The 18,485-nt window shown below is 68.2% G+C and carries 10 protein-coding genes; 7 read left to right on the top strand and 3 right to left on the bottom strand.

Going from position 1 to position 18,485, the window contains the following annotated elements; genetic code table 11:
* Positions 1 to 219 precede the first annotated feature (219 nt).
* Both FHR04_RS06215 and FHR04_RS06210 read right to left on the bottom strand, forming a co-directional pair.
* A complete protein-coding gene (locus FHR04_RS06215; RefSeq protein ID WP_139401673.1) occupies positions 220 to 3,573 on the bottom strand; it encodes a hypothetical protein in 3,354 nt (1,117 codons plus the stop codon).
* Positions 3,570 to 4,484, bottom strand: a complete 915-nt coding sequence (locus FHR04_RS06210) for a DUF4007 family protein (RefSeq protein WP_211344174.1) — start codon at positions 4,482 to 4,484, stop codon at positions 3,570 to 3,572. The genes FHR04_RS06215 and FHR04_RS06210 overlap by 4 nt, the downstream gene beginning before the upstream one ends.
* A gap of 220 nt (positions 4,485 to 4,704) precedes the next feature.
* Here FHR04_RS06210 and FHR04_RS06205 point away from each other — a divergent pair, with 220 nt between their 5' ends.
* Genes FHR04_RS06205 through FHR04_RS06180 form a run of 6 tightly spaced genes read left to right on the top strand, consistent with a single transcriptional unit; the run spans position 4,705 to position 13,789 of the window.
* On the top strand, positions 4,705 to 6,015 hold the full coding sequence (locus tag FHR04_RS06205) for a vWA domain-containing protein (RefSeq protein ID WP_249039005.1): 1,311 nt from the start codon (positions 4,705 to 4,707) through the stop codon (positions 6,013 to 6,015).
* Between the two features lie 2 nt (positions 6,016 to 6,017).
* Positions 6,018 to 7,538, top strand: coding sequence for a serine/threonine-protein kinase (locus FHR04_RS06200; protein WP_139401667.1), 1,521 nt, complete (start codon positions 6,018 to 6,020; stop codon positions 7,536 to 7,538).
* A 26-nt stretch (positions 7,539 to 7,564) separates the two neighbouring features.
* Positions 7,565 to 8,257: an FHA domain-containing protein gene (locus FHR04_RS06195; protein ID WP_139401665.1), complete on the top strand. Its 693-nt coding sequence runs from the start codon at positions 7,565 to 7,567 to the stop codon at positions 8,255 to 8,257.
* Between the two features lie 2 nt (positions 8,258 to 8,259).
* On the top strand, positions 8,260 to 9,894 hold the full coding sequence (locus FHR04_RS20905; protein WP_170213869.1) for a PP2C family protein-serine/threonine phosphatase: 1,635 nt from the start codon (positions 8,260 to 8,262) through the stop codon (positions 9,892 to 9,894).
* An 18-nt stretch (positions 9,895 to 9,912) separates the two neighbouring features.
* Positions 9,913 to 12,558: a right-handed parallel beta-helix repeat-containing protein gene (locus FHR04_RS06185; protein ID WP_139401663.1), complete on the top strand. Its 2,646-nt coding sequence runs from the start codon at positions 9,913 to 9,915 to the stop codon at positions 12,556 to 12,558.
* Positions 12,559 to 12,604: 46 nt separating this feature from the next.
* Complete coding sequence (locus FHR04_RS06180) at positions 12,605 to 13,789, top strand: FHA domain-containing protein (RefSeq protein ID WP_139401661.1); 1,185 nt, start codon at positions 12,605 to 12,607, stop codon at positions 13,787 to 13,789.
* Positions 13,790 to 14,167: 378 nt separating this feature from the next.
* On the opposite strand, the gene FHR04_RS06175 is transcribed toward FHR04_RS06180, so the two are convergent.
* The gene (locus tag FHR04_RS06175; protein WP_139401659.1) at positions 14,168 to 14,869 is read right to left on the bottom strand and encodes a hypothetical protein; all 702 of its coding nucleotides are present in this window, start codon (positions 14,867 to 14,869) and stop codon (positions 14,168 to 14,170) included.
* Between the two features lie 455 nt (positions 14,870 to 15,324).
* Between FHR04_RS06175 and FHR04_RS06170 the strand changes: the two genes are divergently transcribed.
* Positions 15,325 to 17,895, top strand: a complete 2,571-nt coding sequence (locus FHR04_RS06170) for a DEAD/DEAH box helicase family protein (RefSeq protein WP_139401646.1) — start codon at positions 15,325 to 15,327, stop codon at positions 17,893 to 17,895.
* The last annotated feature ends 590 nt before the right edge of the window (positions 17,896 to 18,485 follow it).

The raw sequence follows: 18,485 nt of genomic DNA, 5'->3' as shown, positions 1-18,485 counted from the left end.
ACTTTCTGGGTCTGGGACTTTCGGAGCAGCGAGCGCTTCGACGTCACAGCCTTCGCGCCTCGTGAGCTTCCAGCCGAGCTGAGAGGAACCTGATGGCCGAGGACGCCCTGCGCGAACGCGCCGCGCGGGATGACCGCGGGCGCTTCGGGGCGGCGCTGGCTCTGGGTCCAGATATGGAGCCTGAACCGGGCGACGGGATAGCGGTCACGGCCGGTGGGACTATTCGGCGTCCAGCTCCTGCAGGAGGCGCAGCAGCGCGAGCTTCACGGCATCCCGGTGCCGGGCCGGGATGTTGGGGCCGGCGCCCGTCAGGCCCAGGGAAGCGCGGAGGCTCTGAACGTAGCGCTCGCTGGCCTGCTCGGCTTCGGGGCTGCTGTAGCCCAGTTGACGCGCGGCCAGCCCGTACGTCTGCGCGATGGCCTGGGCCTGTGTGGGAAATCGGTCGGCGTCCGCATCCGTCCAGGACCGCGGCGAGCGACCCGCCACCAGCGCGAGCACGCCATCGAGCACCGCTTCCGCCTTGCCAGGGCTGCACAAGCGGTTGACCAGCGGCACCAACGAGGCGGGCAGTGGCCGGCCCTGAAGCGTCTGCGCCTGCTCGGTCAGGGCCTGCCAGCCCTCATCGGTGGCAGGAAATTCCAGCGCTTCGAGCAACGTGGCGCGAGCCTGCACCGTCTGCTGTGGGGCGTGGGCGGCCCAGATACGGATGGCTCCGTTCAGGGCCTCGAAGAAGGTGGCGGTCCGCCCAGGATCACCAGGGCCATCCCCAATGGCCGGCAAGCCCAGGGCAGCAGGGATATCTGCGAACAAGAGCTTTTCCGGACTACGGGCGCGCTCGAAAGCGTCCCTGAGCGCCAACACCTCGTCCGGCAGGCGGCGGGTGCGCCAGGAAGTGTCGTGTAGGCCTTTGACCATCCGGATCAGGGTGCGCACGACCGGCACCAGGGCTTCGGGCGTGTTCAGGCTTGCCGCCAGGCGAGTCAGCACGTCGGCGCGCTCGCCGCGCACGGCGCTGCCGGCAACGGCGAACAGTTCGGGGCGGCGCAGCAGCACCTCGAAGTCGGCAATGCTGGGTTCGGGCACGAAGGCCCCCTCGCGGTACAGGCTGATCTCGTGCGGATGTGCCTGCATAAACGCCGCGAGCAGGACGGGTTGCAGCCCCGCCGTCACGCCGTAAGGCGGGGCCGCCAGCTGCGCGAACAGCAGGTCAACCGCCAGCGGTTCGTCCGTCCCGAAGATCAGTTCGCCGATTCGCGCCCAGGTTGGGGCCAGGTGGGTGGCGTGCCCTTCCTGGGGTTCAAGAAAGCGCCAGCCTCCCTCGGGCTCCTCGGGATCGAGGGGCGCGTGCAGACCGGTTGCCCGCAATACGCTTTCGTACATGCTGCGCTCGGGCGGGTAGCCCTCAATGCCCAGCAGCGGTTCTTCAGCCTGCGTGAGCATGCGCTCGATCAGGGTGCGCCGCGCGGCGGCCGCCGCTGAGGACAGCGTGCGGCGGTTGACCAATTCGTTCAGGACGTGAGGCGACTGCGGATAGACCGCGTCCATTGCCGCTGACAACAGTTGGGTGGCCTGACGGGGGGTCGGGGCCCCGACCCGCTCGCCCAGGTGGTGGTAGGCCGCGTGGCTGCCCTGGGGGGCCGGGCGTGGGTCAAGCAGCTGCTCGACGGCCGTGACCAGCAGGGTCTCCAGGTGGGAGAGGCGTTCGGCCACCTCGCGCCGGGCCACGCGGTCGTCGCGAAGTTCCGGCGTGCTCTCGCGCAGCCAGTGCAGGGCGCGCAGCTCGGTGGCCGCCTCGCGCAGCGAATGGATCTGCTCGGGCACGACCACCACCAGGTCAGGGCGTTCACGCAAGGCGTCTGCCTGGGCCCAACGCGCAAAGGCCTCGCCCTGTTCCGGACTCGCCGGCAGGCTGCACACCAGGATGCCGTCGGCGCCGGCCGCCGGCGTCAGGCGAGCGGGGTCAGTCGGTTCATCCAGGTAGCGGATCTCGAAGAAGCGCAGCGCGCCCGTATCGAAGGAATGCCGCCGGGCCACCAGCGGGCGCCTGGGCAGGTACCGTTCCAGGATCTCGGACAGGGCAAGCTGCGCGCCCACGCTGCGGCGTCCCTCCTCCAGCCGCTCCTCAATGTCCACATCACTGCCTTCCCAGACCCGAAAGGTGCGATTGAAGCGGCGGTAGACGATCAGCGAGCGGTGTTCGAGCTCCTGCAGCGTGCGCGCGACCTCAGGGTCTTCCGCGGTGTCACGCAGCGCCAGCGAGATCAGTTCTGCGCCCGGCACCAGCGTGCTGACGTCTCCCAGCACGCCCAGGAGCCCAACCGTCTTGAGGGTCTGGACCTGCAGCTCGCTCAGATCGGGATGACGCTCGACGGCGTCGACGACTTCCAGCCAGCGCCGCGCAAAGGCCTGCCGCGAGAGGCTGCCCAGCAGGTTCAGCGCAAAGTAATCGAACAGGTCTGCCAGGCGCACGAGCGCTGCGCGGGCGGGCCACAGGTCAGGCACCGCGTGCGGCTCGCCGCTGAGCAGATACGCGAACAGGGAGCGTTCATTCTGCGCGAAGCGGCGGAAAAGGTACGGTAAGGCGAGCAGCACGGTGGGGTGTAGTGGGGCAGCTGAACGGGCGAGGGACAGGAATTCCGTATTCCCGAGGGCGCGGGGCGCTTGGCCCAGCGCGGCGATCCCTTCGGCCGCCGCGCTGGCTTGCGTGAGCAGGTCGCGGGCAGGCCGGATGGAAAGGGCGTCCATCGCCTGCGCCGCCAGGCGCATCTGCTGTTCGGGGGGCTCCAGGAAAGCGATGTCCGCAAAACGGCCCTGCACCTTCGCCCACTCCTTGCGGGCACTGGCGATCAGGTGCTCGCCGTAGTGCTCAAAAGCCTGATGCAGGACGCCCATGAACAGCAGGGGGCGCGGGCCGCTGCGGGCCGCCACCTCGGCGAGTTCCTGCAGGAGATAGATGTCCTCGCCCTCGAAGCGACCCGCGTATTCCAGCGCTTTCCCCAGCTCGTCGAGCACGAGCACCACGCCCCCGTATCCCTGGGCGGCGGCCAGGCCCTGGAGGCCCTCGAGCTGGCGCAGCAGTTCACGGCTGTCAGGCGTGCTGCCCTGGGCACGCAGGCCAGCCAGACCTATCCGCCACGCGTCAGTGTCTGCGCCGCTCAGGGCGACGGCTGCCTCCTGCAGTCCTTCGAGCAGGGCCACGGCCAGGGGGGCCCGGCGCAGGGTCAGGGCAACCGGCAGGAAGGGCCGCGGCGTGGTGCGCCGCCACTCGTCCGCCAGAGCGGGGTCTGCTGCCTGCAACAGGGCGTATCCTTCGCCCGTTGGCGCGTTCAGCAGCTGGGTGAGGAACAGCGCGAAGGCGGACTTGCCGCTGCCGTACGGCCCCGTCAGGGTCCAGGCGCGCTCGGTGCCCTGCGGGCCGAGCGCCTCCAGCATGCGGCGCAAGACGGCGCGGGCCTGCGCGGTGAGGGTGTAGCCCTCCAGGGCGCTGGGCGTGTGGGCATCTCGCTCCAGCCGCACCGAACGCAGGAAGCGCAGCGGGCCGTTCAGCGGGACGCTGGGGGAAGCGGCGCTCATGCCTGCGCTCCGTAATGGCGCGCGAGCAGCGCGGCGGGGTCCAGGGGCCGCCGTAGATAGATCTGCTTCAGGCCCGCGGTGTCGTCCAGTTCGATGGCCCCATCCGTCTCTTCCTGGATGGCCTCGATCAGCTCAACCAGGGCGTTTTCTGAGAGCTTGAATGCCTGTCCTGGGCTGCCTATGCCGTACAGCGTGTCATGCAGCGCGACCGTCTGCCGCTCGCCCCGCGTACGCTCCAGAAATTCCAACAGGGCCGCTCCAAAAACGAGCGTCGGGAGGGTGCGCTTGTGCCCGACAACAAAAGCGTACCGTTCCCCGTCGTGCAGCGGCCGCAGCAGGCCGAGTTCGGCCAGCGGACAGTCGAACGATTCCTCAGCGACGCCCTTTTTGCTGCTTTTGCCCGGCAGGTAGGTGCGGATCAGGCAGTCGACGTCCCGTTCGATGGTCGAGCGCTTGCTGCGGGCCTGCTGCCGCTCGGCGAGTTCGGTCAAGGCGTCGGTGAGTTCGCCGCGCGTGAATTCCTGCCGGGTCCAGCGGAAAAAAGCGTAGTGCCAGGCGGCGGCTTTTTCGGGGCAGTTGACCAGCTGCCAGTGCAACAACCACAACGATCCCGCGTCTTCCAGGTATGGATCCCAGTGGCCAAGCAGGCGATCCCCCAGCATGGTGATGGCGGTCTCGCCCCGGCCCATGTCCTCCAGCACGCCGGTCGCGATGCCCCAGTGCCGGATGCTCTGCACCATGTTCTTGCCGACGCCCAGATTAACCAGGGCCGAGGGCTGCGAGAAGAACATGGCGTGGCGCTGCGCGCCGCGGATGCCCTTGGTCAGCCAGCCGTAGCGGAAAGGAAAGGTCTCATGTCCGGCAAAGCCGAGCTTGGAGGTGGGGACATCGGGGAGAAAGGCAGGGGACACAACCCGCCAACTATAGACGAGCAGGGGGCACAGGCCAGCCGCACATCTGCGCCGCGGTAAGACCGCTGACACATTTGCGGTCCTAGTTTGGTCCCCAAGCCCGTAGGCTAGGACTGCCGCCTTTCTCACCGGCCAAGGAACCCACACCATGCTTGATGCCCATCTCCAGCCCCACCGTGACTACCTTTTGGCGCAGTCTGCCGGCCAAAAGCTCTTTTTGATGTTGACCCTGCGCCCGCAGGCCGCGGCGCGCCAGGCGCGCCCGCCCCTATCGGTCGCCTTTGTGGTGGACACCTCCGGCTCGATGCGCGAGGTCGTCACCGAACCCACCGAGCACACCGGCCGGACCGCCGTCGTCGAGGGCAAGACCTATGAGGTGGTGCGCGGCGCGAAGTCCAAGATGGATCTGGTGATCGAATCGTTGCGCGGCCTGCTCGCCTCGAATCTGCTGCGCGCCGAAGACCGCCTGGCACTGGTGAAGTTCGACGACACTGCCGAAGTTCTCGTGCCGTTCACCGGCACCTCGGAGCGGGCCCGGCTGCTCGCCGCCGCCGAGCGCCTGGACTGGTATTCCGGCGGCACCCACATGGGCGCGGGCCTGCGCGCCGGCGCAGTCCTGCTCGCCTCCGAGACGGGCAACCGGCGCCTGGTGCTGCTCAGCGACGGCCAGACCTTTGACGAGGCGCTGGTGCAGGAACAGATCGCTGAGCTTGCCCGGCTGCAGGTTCCGGTCACGACGGTAGGTGTCGGCGATGAGGTCAATACCAGTCTGCTGCTGCAGATCACCGACCGCACCCAGGGGCAGCCCATCGACGTGGTGCCGGACACGCAGAGCCCGCAACCGCCCGCCGTCCGCGCCTCTGACCTGCCCGCCGCGCTGCTGGGCGACCTGCAGCACGCCGCCAGTGAGGTGGTCACCAATGTCGGGCTGTCGGTGCGCACGGTCAAGGACGTGGTGCTCGACCGCGTGACCCGCGTGCACCCAACACAGACCGAGGTGGACCGGGACCGCACTCCCCTGCCGCTGGGCAACGTAGAGGCAGGACCCGGCGGCACCTACATTCTGGAGTTCAGCCTGCCCGCGCGTCCTCCGGCGCGCATGCGCCTCGCGCAGCTCGGCGTGACCTACGAGGTGCCGGGCGCGAACTACCGGGGCGAGATCCCACCGCTCGACGTGGTTGTGGAATTCACGCGGGATGAGAGTCTCGCCGCCCGCATCGACCCTGAAGTGATGCAGTGGGTGCAGCAGCGCAACGTCGAGGGTCTAGTTGCCCAGGCCACCCGCGAGGCGCAGACCAACCCGCAACAGGCGCAAAAGACTTTGGAACTCGCGCGCACCATGACCCAGCGCCTGGGCAACGGAGCGATGACCCTGGCCCTTGACCGCGCGCTGGGTGAACTCGGCAGCACCAAGACCATCAGCCTAGGAACGGCCAAGACGCTCAAGATTGGGGCCAAAACGCAGACCATCAAGGTGGGGGGCCATGACCTGCCCTCCGATGAAGACATCCGGAAGATGTCTGGAGCCTAGGGGTGGTCTGTACCGTCTGTGGTGACCCGGTTCAGGGAGCAGAGACAAGCTGCCGGACCTGCGGCGCGCCACTCTCGGCCTCCGTCACGCTGCCGGCCGGCGCCACCCTCAATCTGGGACAGTACGAGGTGCTCAAGGTGCTGGGTCAGGGAGGCTTCGGCGTGACCTACCAGGCGCGCGACAAGCGCCTGGGGCATCAGGTGGCCATCAAGGAGCTGTTCATCAGTGGGTCAAGCCGCCGGGAAAATACGGTCTTCGCGCCGAGCACCCTGGGCACACAGGGCTTCGCCGAAACCAAGATGCGTTTCCTGGAAGAAGCCCGCGTGCTGGCGAGCTTCAACCATCCCGGCATCGTGCGGGTTCTCAACTTTTTCGAGGACCACGGCACGGCCTACCTCGTGATGGAGTTGCTGGACGGCGAGACCCTGGGAGCGCTTCTCGCGTCGCGGGGCCCACAGGAGGCGGCCGCTGTCGGGCGCGTCGCCGCGTCGCTGGCCGAGACCCTCGCGGAGGTGCACCGGGCCGGACTGCTGCACCGCGACATCAAGCCCGACAACATCGTTCTGGAGAAAAGCGGGCGGGTGGTGCTGATCGATTTCGGCTCGGTGCGCGCTTTTGCGCCGGGCAAGACCGTCAGCCACACCCGGCTGGTCACGCCCGGGTACGCGCCACTGGAGCAGTACGGCACGGCGGCCAAATTCGGGGCCTACACCGACATCTACGCGCTGGGCGCCACCCTGCACCACGCCCTGACCGGCGTGATGCCGCCGCCCGCGACCGACCGCGCGCTCGGCACACCGCTGCCCCCGTTGCCCGCATCCACGCCCCCGGTGCTGCGCCGGGTTGTCGAAGCGGCAATGGCCGTCAAGGTCACTGACCGTCCCCAGAGCGCGGCGGAGCTGCTGGTCCTGTTGCGCGGAGGGGCGCCCCAGCCGGCACCAAAGCCGGCACCGACCCCAAAGCCCCAGCCGAAGCCTGTCCCCAAACCTCCGGCACCGCCCGCAGATCCACTGGCCGACTACCTGCGCGCCAGGCACCTCACCGAGCAGCAGCTCCGCGACCTGCTGTATGACGGCGACCTCTCGCCAGGCACGCTCCCGAACCCGGTGCGTCAGGCGCTGGTGGGGCGCCGCTGGCTGGACAGCGCCGGGGAGGTGCCCGGACCGCTGCGCCGCTGGGAGACGCCGACTCCCAAAGCGGCCCCAGCCCCTGTTCACCGCCCCGCCCTCGCGGCGCTGCGCTGGACGGGCGTCGTGCTGGGCATCTTGGGAGGCGTTGCCGCTGCACTTGTGGGTGAGGGCGGCCCCTCTATCGCTCTGCTGGGCGGCGTCCTCGGAGCGCTGGGCGGATATTTGCTCAGCAACCTGGTGTGGTGGACGCTGCCGGCGCTGCCGGCGGTCGCTGGCGTGTTTGCCTATCTCTACGGCGAAGATGCGGCGCTGCCCCCGGTCTACCTCGTCGGGCTGCCCTTATTGGCCGCGCTCATCTCGTTCGGTGTGCTGCGGGCCGTTCGCCGTCTCTGACTCTCTACTTTTCTAAAAGGAACCCTATGACCCTCACCTGCATCGTCTGCGGCACCATCAACCCTCACGGCACCACCTATTGCGATGGATGCGGCGTCGAGCTGAGCCCGACCGCCGCCCCGTCAGAACTTGCCGTCCCGTCAGAACCTGCACATTCTGCGGGCGAGGACACCACGGCGCCCGCCGCGCTGGAAGGTTCCGGGTGGGATAGGCCCACCGACACCAGCAGCGGCCCGGAGCAGCCAGCCCCGCTGGCCCCCAGTCTGACGCTCACCAAGCCGGCCCAGGACGACTCGCCCGCTTCAGACGCCGCGCCCACGCCCATCCCGGTGCCTGACGCCGCGTCCGCGCCGCTGCTGGAATTGCCCGTGCCCACCGGCACTGCACGGCTGGGTCTGAAGAAATTCGGCGCCCCCACGGGTGAATTCATTCCGTTGGCGGGGGAGCGGCTGGTGGTTGGGCGCTTTGATGCGTCGAGCGGCCCGGTCGACATCGACGTGTCGGGGATCACGGGGGCCGAGCACATCTCGCGCCGGCACGCCGAGCTGTCGCATGAAGGGGGTCGCTGGTTCGTGCGTGATCTGGGGTCGACCAATGGCGTCTACCTCAAGCGGGCGGGCCAGGGCAACTTCTCACCGCGCCTGCAAGAACCCACGCCTCTGGCCCACGGCGACGAGCTGGCCTTTGGCAACCTGATGCTCACCTTCCACCAGGACTGACCATGACTGAGTTCCCTGATCCCCCCGTGGCTGCGCCAGACACCGTTATTGACGGGATAGAGCTGGCGCCTGCCGAGCCGCCCCTCTCCGCTGAGCCCGCTCTTCCGGCCGCGCTGTCTTTGCCCGCCCTTGACATCCAGTTCGCAGACGCGGCCTGTGCTGAGCAGTCTCCGGGAGCCGTCTTAGACGATCTGGAAGAAGAGGTTTACGCCATCACCGTGCCCGACGCGAGTCCGCAGGAAGGCGACATGGTCGCCGGCGCCCGGCTGGGGCAGGACCTGGGACGCGGCTGGTTCGTGGCAGCCGACCCGGCGGGCGACGGGCCCGGTCTGCTCTATGTCCGCCCGGCGCCGGGCTGGGCGGACCTCGCACCGCACCGCCTGTTGCCCCGCTGGACCGCGCTTGATGGCGCCTACCTTGTGCCGGACACCGCTGGCGAGCCGGTCACGGGGCCGTTGCCGGCAGCCGAGGCGCTGCCGCTGTGGACAGAACTGGCCCGCCTGGTCTTCGCGCTGGAAAAGCAGGGCTACGCGCTGACCGACCTGGAGCCGGGCGGCCTGCTGCGGACCGCGGGGAGCGAGCTGCGGCTGCGCTTTCCACCGCGCGTCGCGCGCATCGGCGAGGAGATCGAGCCGCTGCTGCGCGAGGGCTACACGCCCCCCGAGGTGCAATCCGGCGGTCCCGCGCAGGCGGTCAGCGGGGTGTACCTGCTGGGCGCGGTGCTGTACTGCTGGCTGAGTGGTCAGCCGCTGCCTCCGGAGGGTGCCTCGGCGCTGACCCTGTCCGGCCTGCGCGCACCGGGGCTGCCGCAGCTGCTGCACCGGGCCCTGGCCCCGGCTGCCGAGCGGTTGACGCCCACCGCCCTCATGGACGCGCTGCGACAGCTGGGCCGGACCCCTGCCGCGAGCTACCGGGTCGCGGCGGCCACCACCGTGGGGTTGAACGTTGACCGGCCGCTCAATGAGGACGCTTTCGGCCATCACCTGCGCCAGATCGACGCCGAGGGCGCCCAGGTCACGTGTCTGCGTGCCTGCGTCGCCGACGGCATGGGCGGCATGGCCGCTGGCGAGGTTGCCAGCCGCGCTGCCGTGGAAGGCTTCCTGGCCTCGACGGCACCAGACATGGTCGGGTGGGTGTGGGAGGCCAACGCGGCGCTGCTGCAGGCCCTGAACGGGCAAGACGGCGGCTGCGCCTTCAGCGGGGTGCAGATCGAAGGGCAGTCGCTGCAACTCGGCCACGTCGGAGACACCCGCGCCTACCACGCCTCTGACGGTGAGGTGCGGCAGCTCACCCAGGACCACTCCTACGTCGCCGCGATGGTCGCCAACGGCATGATGACGCCGGAAGATGCGGCCAGCAGCCCGGAGCGCAACAAGGTCTTGCGGTCACTAGGCAGCGTGCGCCAACCGCAGGAGTACTACGTCCAGACGCTGGACGCGCCGTTGGCGCTGGTGCCGGGCGCCCGCGTGCTGCTCGTCAGCGACGGCGTGTGGGGGGAGGTGCCGGAGCAGGCCCTGCGCGACCTGCTGCTGACCGAGCCCGACACCCAGCAGGTGGTCGATGCCCTGATCGACCTGGCGCTGGATGCGGGCGCGCCCGACAACGCGACGGCCCTCCTGATCGAGCGGGTGCGCTGAGCCTATGGAAAAGACACCATGAACTGTCCGGCCTGCGGCAGCGTCACGCCGCCCGGCGCAGCGGCCTGCCCCACCTGCGGCAGTCCGCTGGGCAGCCAGACGCTGTCACCCGGCACGGTGCTGCAGGGCAAATACCGCCTGGACGGGGTGCTGGGGCAGGGGGGCTTCGGCATCACCTACGCGGCGGTGCAGCAGCAACTTGGTGTCCGGGTGGCCATCAAGGAGTTGTTCCCGGCCGGCACCCTGCGCCAGGGGATGACCGTGCGGCCCCCAGTCACGCTTAACCTCGCCGGGTGGGCGCAGGCCAAGCGGGATTTCACCGAGGAAGGCCGCGTCCTGGCCCGATTTGGCCACCCGGACATCGTGCGTGTTATGGACCTGTTCGAGGAGGCGGGCACGGCGTACCTGGTCATGGAGTTCCTGGAAGGACAGACGCTGGGCGGCCGCATCGAGCGCGGCGGCGCGCTGCCGGCCGGCGAGGTCGAGGCGGTTTCCCGCCGGGTGCTGGGGGCGCTGGGCCTCGTTCACGGCGCCGGACTGCTGCACCGCGATCTCAAGCCCGACAACATCCTGCTGGAGCAGGGCGGCCGCGTCGTGCTGATCGACTTCGGCTCGGCGCGGGGCTACGCACAGGGCCAGACGGTCAACCACACCCGGCTGGTCACGCCGGGGTACGCGCCGCTGGAGCAGTACGGCAGCGCAGCCCGCTTCGGACCCTACACCGACATCTACGCGCTGGGCGCCACCCTGTATCACGCCCTCACGGGGCAGGCCCCGCCTGCGGTCACGGACCGGATGCTGGGAACGCCGCTGCCGCCGCTGCCGCCAGGCACGCCGCCTGGCCTACGGCGCGCCATCGAGCGCAGCCTGGAGATCAAGGTCACGGACCGCCCCCAGACCACCGACGAGGTGCTCGCTCTTCTCGCAGCGCCGCCTGCACCAGAGCCAGTTCCCCGGTCCCCAGCGCCGCCGGCCCCTCAGCCGGCCTCCCCGTCCCCGGCGCCTCCCGCTCCGGCCCGCCGCCGCGCGGCGGCCTGGCCCTGGGTGCTCGCGGCTCTGCTCGCCGGCGGCGGCTACGCGGTGTTCGGCGGCGGGCTGGAGCGCTTTGCCAGAGAGGGCACGCCGGCCTTCACGCCTGCTGGAGCAGCGGCCGACACCGCAGCCCCGGCACAGGAGCACGCAGCGCCGACGTTGACCATCATGACGGTGGCCCTCAACCTGCACCTGCGGGCCTCGCCCGCGCAGGGCGCGACCTCACTCGCCGTGCTGCCCGGCGGTACCGTGCTGCAGGCCACCCGCGAGCAGGGCGGCTGGTACGAGGTCGAACACGCCGGGCAGACCGGCTGGGTCAGCGCGGGCTTTGCGCTGCCGCTGGTTGGAGAGGACGCCCTGGCCGAACTGCAGGCGGTGGCGGCCGCGGGCGGCGAGCTGCAACTGGAGCGCGGGGTGTACCTGCTGGACGCGCCCCTGACCCTGGAGGCCGAGACCAGCCTGGTTGGAGCCGGCCTCGACCAGACCTGGATCGCGTCGTCGGCAGGCGAGACCGTCGTCATCTCCCGTGAAACAGACGCACGCTTTCAGGCGCTGTCCATGCTGTGGACGGGGCGCTCGGCGGGCCGGGTGATGCTCGCTGAGGGCGGGCAGGTCACCCTGCGGCAGGTGCGCCTGAGTGGCGCGGTCCGCGACGCTGAGGCCAGGCTTTACGGCAGTGGCCTGTGGCTCTCACAAGGCGCCCGGGGCGATTTGGAAGGCAGTTATCTCACCGGCAACGGCTATGGGCTCTATCTCAGCGAGGACAGCGAGGTAAGTGCCGTTGGCACGGGGCTCAGCGACAACACGCTGGCAGGAGCGATCTTTCTGGACGACTCGGGCGGCCGGATCGCCGGCAGTTCGTTTGACCGCAACGGGGTGCACGGCGTGATGGTGATGGACCGCGCTGCGCCTACCCTGAGCGGCAACCAGGTGCGGGACAACCGCCAGCGCGGGATCACGGTGCACGGAACCGCCGCACCCACCCTGGAGGACAACACCGCCGAGGGCAACGGCTTCCAAGGCATCGGGGTGCAAGACGATGCCCGGCCCACGGTCACCGGCAATACGCTGCGCCGCAACAAGCAGAGCGGCCTGGCGTACTTCGGGCGTGGGGGAGGCGCCGCCAGCGAGAACGTGATGGAGAACAACCGCACGGGGGTGGCCCTGACCGAATTCGCCGCGCCTACCCTGAGCGGGAACAGCGTCCGGGGCAACGTGGACGCCGGCATCACCTTCGCCGACCACGCGGCGGGCACCGTGACCGAGAACGTCATCGAGGCCAATGCCCACCCGGGAGTCTCGGCCTGGGGCGACGCCCAGCCCACCTTGAGCGGCAATACCATCCGCAACAACAAACAGAGCGGCATTGTCCTTGCCGAGCGGGTCGGGGGGATGGTGTACGGCAACGAGGTAAGCGGCAATGCGCTCAACGGCATCGTGGTGACTGACGACGCGGCCCCCGAACTGCGGGAGAACGTCTTCATGGAGAACGGCAAGGCGGGCATCCTCTACAAGCGGGACGCGGCTGGACTGGCGGTGGCCAACACCTGCGCCGGCAATGGCAGCGACGTGATCGGCCTGGAGCTGACCGGGGCCGGCCCTGACCTGACGGCGGCCGGGTGCGGGCTATGAGGAACGACGTGGTTCCTGGCGGGAATATGTGCATAGAGGACTGGGAATGAAAGTGCCGGTGACGCTTCAGACCAGCCTGGTGGGCGGTCTCGGTGGGCTGCTGGGCGCGCTGCTGTCCGAGCGCCTGATGGGCTCCGCAGGTGGGGAGACGGCCCTACAGGCCATGCTCTCGACCGCGGCCTGGACGGCGCTAGTGATGCTGCCACTCACGCTGCTCCTTGTCGCGGCCGAGAATGTGCTGGGCCTAAGGGGGCGCTGGTGGCGTGACCTGGGGCGTGTGTGGCTCCCAGCACTGCTGCTCGGGGCACTGTCCGGGGCCCTGGCGCAGCTGTTCTATGGGCTGGCCTTAAACATGAGTGACGTGTCGCCGCGGCTGGTTCGTGGGCTGGGTTGGGGGCTGATGGGTGCCGGGGTGGGCCTGGTGCTGGGCCTGGCTGATCGGTCCTGGAAGAAAGCCGGTCGCGGGTTGCTGGGCGGCGTGGTGGGCGGCACCGTGGGTGGACTGGTCTTTGACAACTTCGCGGGCCTCACGCTAGGCGCGGATGACACTGGGGCCCTTGCACGCCTGGTGGGCCTCACGGTGCTGGGCGCGGCGATCGGATTCACCCTGCAGCTGAGCCAGGAGCTGTTCAAGAGCGCCTGGCTGCTGGGCACCACCACCGGCCCCTATGAGGGCAAGCAGTACGTGCTGGGTAAGGACACCGTGACAGTGGGCCGCTCGGACGGGCAGGACATCTCGCTGTACCACGACCGCGACGTGCCCCTGAAGGCTGGGCAGCTGGTGCGCCGGGGCAACGCGTGGGCCTGGGAAGGTGAGACCGTCGAGATCAACGGGCAGCGGGTCAGCCAGGGACTGGTCCGTGGGGGCGACCGCCTGCGCCTGGGCAACAACGAGTTCATCTTTCAGGAGAAAGGCCAGGTGCAGGGCAAGGCGGCACAGGAGCTGAGCGAGCGTCTGCTGCTTCACGGCGATACCCAGGTGATTGCGCTGCCTGTGCCGCTGAGCCGGGTGACGCTGGGCAGTCATGGGCCTCAGGCCGTGCAGGGGCCAGGCGTGCTGCCGCGCCACGCTGAGCTGCAGGTGCAGAATGGAGAACTGATACTCAGGGCGCTGGGGCCGACCTCGGTTAACGAAGAACCCGTCACGACTGGTCAGCGTAAAGCGGTCCGGGCGGGGGACCTGCTGCAATTCGGCGGCGTGTCTCTGGCGCTGCTGCGGGCCAAAGACTAGGCATGAGAGGCATTCGGTAAGGAGGGCCGGACAGCTGTCCTCGACGGGCATCAGGCCCATTTGTCCCCCACATAGACGGCGAGCAGGCCCTGCGTCGATGGTGATTCGACCTGAAGATCTTTGGGGCACTGGGTTGACACTGGGCTCGTGGACCACCTGATCGCCTGTTGGCCGGCGCAGGTGCCAGGGCGGAGTTCTTTAATGTGGACGGGCATAGAACGCGTCTGGGCAACGTGCAACTGTTCCGGGCACAAGCGTCACTGAGCGTCTGTCAAATTCGTGCAGGTGGAGGGCAGGCCCAGCGCAACTGCACGAGAAGAGGGCGGCCTGCGCCGCCCCCAATTTTTGCTGCTGTGCTCAGACGGCCTTTTGGGGCTGTTAGAGTGCGTTGATGACGTCGTCGAGACGCTGGAAACTCGGGTCAACGGTGCGGGCCGCGGCGAGAAGCTGGGCTTCTGCGCGCGACGTGGACCGGCCCTCAACCACCGGCCACATGGCGGCGTGGAGCGCAGGGCTGTCGGGCGAGGGGCTGAGCGGCGCAGCCTCGAAGCGTTGCCGGCCGAGCACGGCGCGAACGTACGCCCACAGTGCGGCCCGCTGGTGAACGTCACGTATGACCCGGGCCGGGCAGATGTCGTCGACAGGCAGCAGGCCCATCTGCCCCCCCACATTGACGGCGAGCAGGCTGTCGTAAAGGTGCTGGCGGACGGGAGCGGCCTGGGCGCGGCCGTGGCAGCCAGCGAGCAGGTAATCCCGCAAGAACCAATCGAATTCGCCACGGGGATGCCACAGTGTCATGACGGCGAGCTGCAACGCCCGCACGGGCGCCCCTCCCCCACCGTAGCGCGCAGCCATCTCGAGGCGGGCCCGTTCGACCGGGTCGGACTCACGGGCGATGTCCAGGCGCGTCCCCGAAAAACCTTCAAGAATCTCAACGTCGGCCAGCCGGCAACCAGCGCCATTCAGCGCGGCCTGAAGAGTCAGCACCACAGTGCCATCTGCCTCGAACAGTACGAGCTCAATCATGTCCTGGATTGCTGGCGAATCGACGTCCGGGTTAAGCGTATTTATGTTGTGCAAAGAAGCCTCCGTGTGCCCGGGCCTGATTGATCCGGCACCCACAGAGAATTTCAGGTCTCCCAGAATCCTTTACTACCGGCACACCGGGATTTACAAAACAGCCTCGATGGTGTAAGAGGGTCCTGACGGCATCCTGGTTCGTGGCACATAACTCTGTGCTGGACGTCGGCCAGAGCGGACAGGGCGCTGAGCGCGCGGCGTCCGGTGCGGGTCAGATGCTGTTGGGACAAGGGCATGGGCTGCTGAGCAGGCCAACGCTGCTTTTCCGGCTGCACGACAAGAACTGCTGAATGATCTGGCAGGCGTGAAAAAGCGGGGGCAGGCCGAGCCGGCCGGCAGTAAAGAGCCCCACAACGCTTGGACTGAAGTTCTGTCGGTCACTGGGGCGCAGGTTCACCTGGGCAGGGCACCAATTTGCGGCAAATTCGCACGGGCTGGCCCGGCATACTCTCTGCATGACTCAAGCGACACGCCGGGGGATCATCACGTACCCGCTGGCCGAAGCCCGCCGGTATCCCTCGGGCAAGGTTCCAGCCGCACATCAAGAAGAGGCGCTGCTGCGCCTGCGGCGCTGGTTCGCCCAGCCGGCAACACATAAGGGCGGCATTCTGGTGCTCCCCACCGGCGGCGGCAAGACCTTTACCGCCACCCGCTTCCTGACCGAGGGGCCGCTCAGTAAAGGTCACAAGGTGCTGTGGCTGGCCCACACCCACCACCTGCTCGACCAGGCCTTTGCCGGCTTTGGGCGGGACGCCGAGGGGCGGTACGAGGTGGGCCATATCGGCGGGGACCGCGACCGCCTGACGCTGCGCACCGTCTCTGGCACCCTGGGCCACGGCAAGGTGGCCGAGATCCGGGCGAGCGACGACGTCGTCATCATCACGCTGCAAACCCTGGCGCGGGCCCTGACTGCCGGCGCCCACCAGGGGCTGGCCGACTTCCTGGCCCAGGCTGGCTCGACCGGCCTCACCGTGGTCTTTGACGAGTGCCACCACGCGCCGGCCCCGAGTTTCCGCCGGCTGATCGAGGGTCTGCGGGAGCGGGTGCCTGCCCTGGTGTTGCTGGGCCTCACCGCAACGCCGACCTACACGGACCAGCGGCGTCAGGGCTACCTGCAAAAACTTTTCCCGCAGACGATTCTCCACCAGGTGGGGACCCAGGAACTGATGCTGGCCGGCATCCTGGCCCGGCCGATCGTGGAAGAACCGGTCACCCATATTCAACCGGAGTTCAGCGAGGCCGATTACCGGACGTGGCAGGGCAGTTACCGGGACCTGCCCGAGCGGGTCATCGCCCACCTCGCCCAGCACCGAGAACGCAACGCCATGATTGCCGACACCTACGCCCAGAACCGTGAAAAGTACGGCCAGACCATCATTTTTGCAGACCGCTGGTATCAATGTACGGCGCTGGTCGAGCTGCTGCGGGAAAGGGGCGTGCGGGCCGACGCGATCTTCACGCATCAGGAGGCAGATCCTGGCTCGGTGGAGGCCCGCAACGCCCGCAGCGCCACCAACAACGCGCTGGTGCTCAACCAGTTCAAGCGGGGCGAGCTTGATGTGCTGGTCAATATCCGCATGCTCACCGAGGGCACCGATGTTCCCAACGTCAAGTCGGTCTTCCTGACCCGGCAGACGACCAGCCGCATTCTGATCACCCAGATGATTGGCCGGGCGCTGCGCGGGCCCCGCTTCGGCGGCACCGAGGAGGCCTACATCGTTGCCTTCATCGACGACTGGAAGCAGCACATCAACTGGGCGCGGTGGGACGATCTGCTGGGCCTGCCTGTCGATGACGGTGAAGGCACGGCGGCCAGGGAACGTCTGCCGGTAGAACTGGTGAGCGCCGAGCTGGTGGCCCACCTGGCCCGCGAACTGGATCCCGGACAGCTCGCGGGCATCCCCTTCCTGACGCTGCTTCCCGTCGGCTGGTACGCGGTGAGCTATGACGCGGCGGTGCTGCCCCAGGAGGGTGCCGATGACGGGGACGACATCGAAACCGTGCGCCAGCTGATCCCGGTCTACAGCCCTGACCAGGAGGCGTACCAGCGCCTGTTCGCAGAGCTGGATCAGGTCCGCCTGACTGACTTCGGGGACGTGGAACTCAGTGAGGCGGCCCGCCAGAACATCCGGGGCTGGGTGTCGCACTTTTTCAAAGCAGGCGAGCGGCTGACCCAGCTGCACGACGACGTCCTGTCGGTGGTGCGCCACCGCGCCCGCAACGGGACGTGGCCGACATTCACGCCCTTCGAGGCCCGCCAGGAACATGATCTGGACGCGCTGGCCCAGCGTCTGGCCTTCGAGCAGCAACTGCCGCGCAAGCAGGAAGACCAGGCCCTGCGGACCGAGTTCGGCAGCGGTGAGCGGCTCTGGCAGAACCTCTACCGCAGCTTTGATCAGTTCAAGCGGCAGTACAACGCCAGCGTCGACCGCCTGCTGTACCTCGAGCACCATCCCGAAGCGGCACCTGCGCTGGGGGCAGTCGAGGAGACCTTCACGCCCGAAGAGGTTCCCACTGCAATGAAAAAGGCCGTCAAGCGCAGGGACCGCAAATGTCTGTGCTGTGGCCGCACCACCTTCTTGCAGGTGGACCATATCCGGCCCCGCTACCTGGGCGGTGACCACAGCGAGGACAACCTGCAGCTGTTGTGCAAAGTCTGCAATGCCCTCAAGGGCACCCGGGAAATCAACTTTCGGGCCGACGTGACGCCGCTAACTTCCGCTGAAGCTGTGCGCGCCAATGCCGACTGGATCTTCCGCCGCACGGGGTCGCGGGCCAGTGACGAACCTGTGACCCTGCTGGAGCGCATGACCAACATGGCCTATCAGTGTCAGGCCTGCGGCGGAATCAGGAGACTGCCCCCGTCGGACGCCCGCCCCTACGGCTGCTTTGAGGTTCGGGTGAAGGAGGGGAATGATCCCGCCTGGGTGCAGCCCATCCTGGATCAGGCCTTAGCTCTCTGGAAAAGGGACGTGCCCGGCTTCGAGCGCCTCTACGCGGGCGAGGTTCTCGCCGTAGCCCCCTGAGCCCGCCAGGTGTTCCAGGGCCCACTCCAACGCCTGACGCTTGGAGGGAGCGTCATGAACAAGCCTGGCCCCAGAGGGGCTCCGGCTGAGCAATACCACGCACCAGCGTTCGTTCCTGGGGGAGCCTGTCCGCCGGATGATGATGTCCTGGAAATCCTCGGAACCCGGTGCCTTCTTCTTATTCTTCATGGTCACGCTTCATCCTAATGCCGTGAACAGGACGTGCCGAGGAGAGCCTGTGCTGTTGGCCTCGGCCATGCTGATGAGGGCGCCGTCAGAGGGGATTGGCTCCAACCGGCGCTGCGCCGCCTCAGCTGAAACAGCAGGGACTGGCGCAGCATCAGGCTCCGGAATTTAAGCGCCATCACCAGGATCGTCACCATCGCCCCGGTTGCCCGACGGCACCTCTCAGAAAGTCTCCTCTAGCCGATCAAATCGATTCCATTTGGAACGCGATCTGTTGCAGCCCGACCCGTCACCAACCCGTCACCATTCCGTCACCAAAATCCTCAGAAAGACAGCTCATTGAGGAAAAATTGGGGTCGGGCCAAAAAATGAATCCCGTCCAGAACGGTATAGATTTGCCCTCT

The sequence above is a fragment of the Deinococcus radiopugnans ATCC 19172 genome, from assembly GCF_006335125.1.
GTDB lineage: Bacteria > Deinococcota > Deinococci > Deinococcales > Deinococcaceae > Deinococcus > Deinococcus radiopugnans.
Note: the sequence above shows the minus strand (reverse complement) of the source record. Positions and strands in the feature narration are given on the sequence as shown.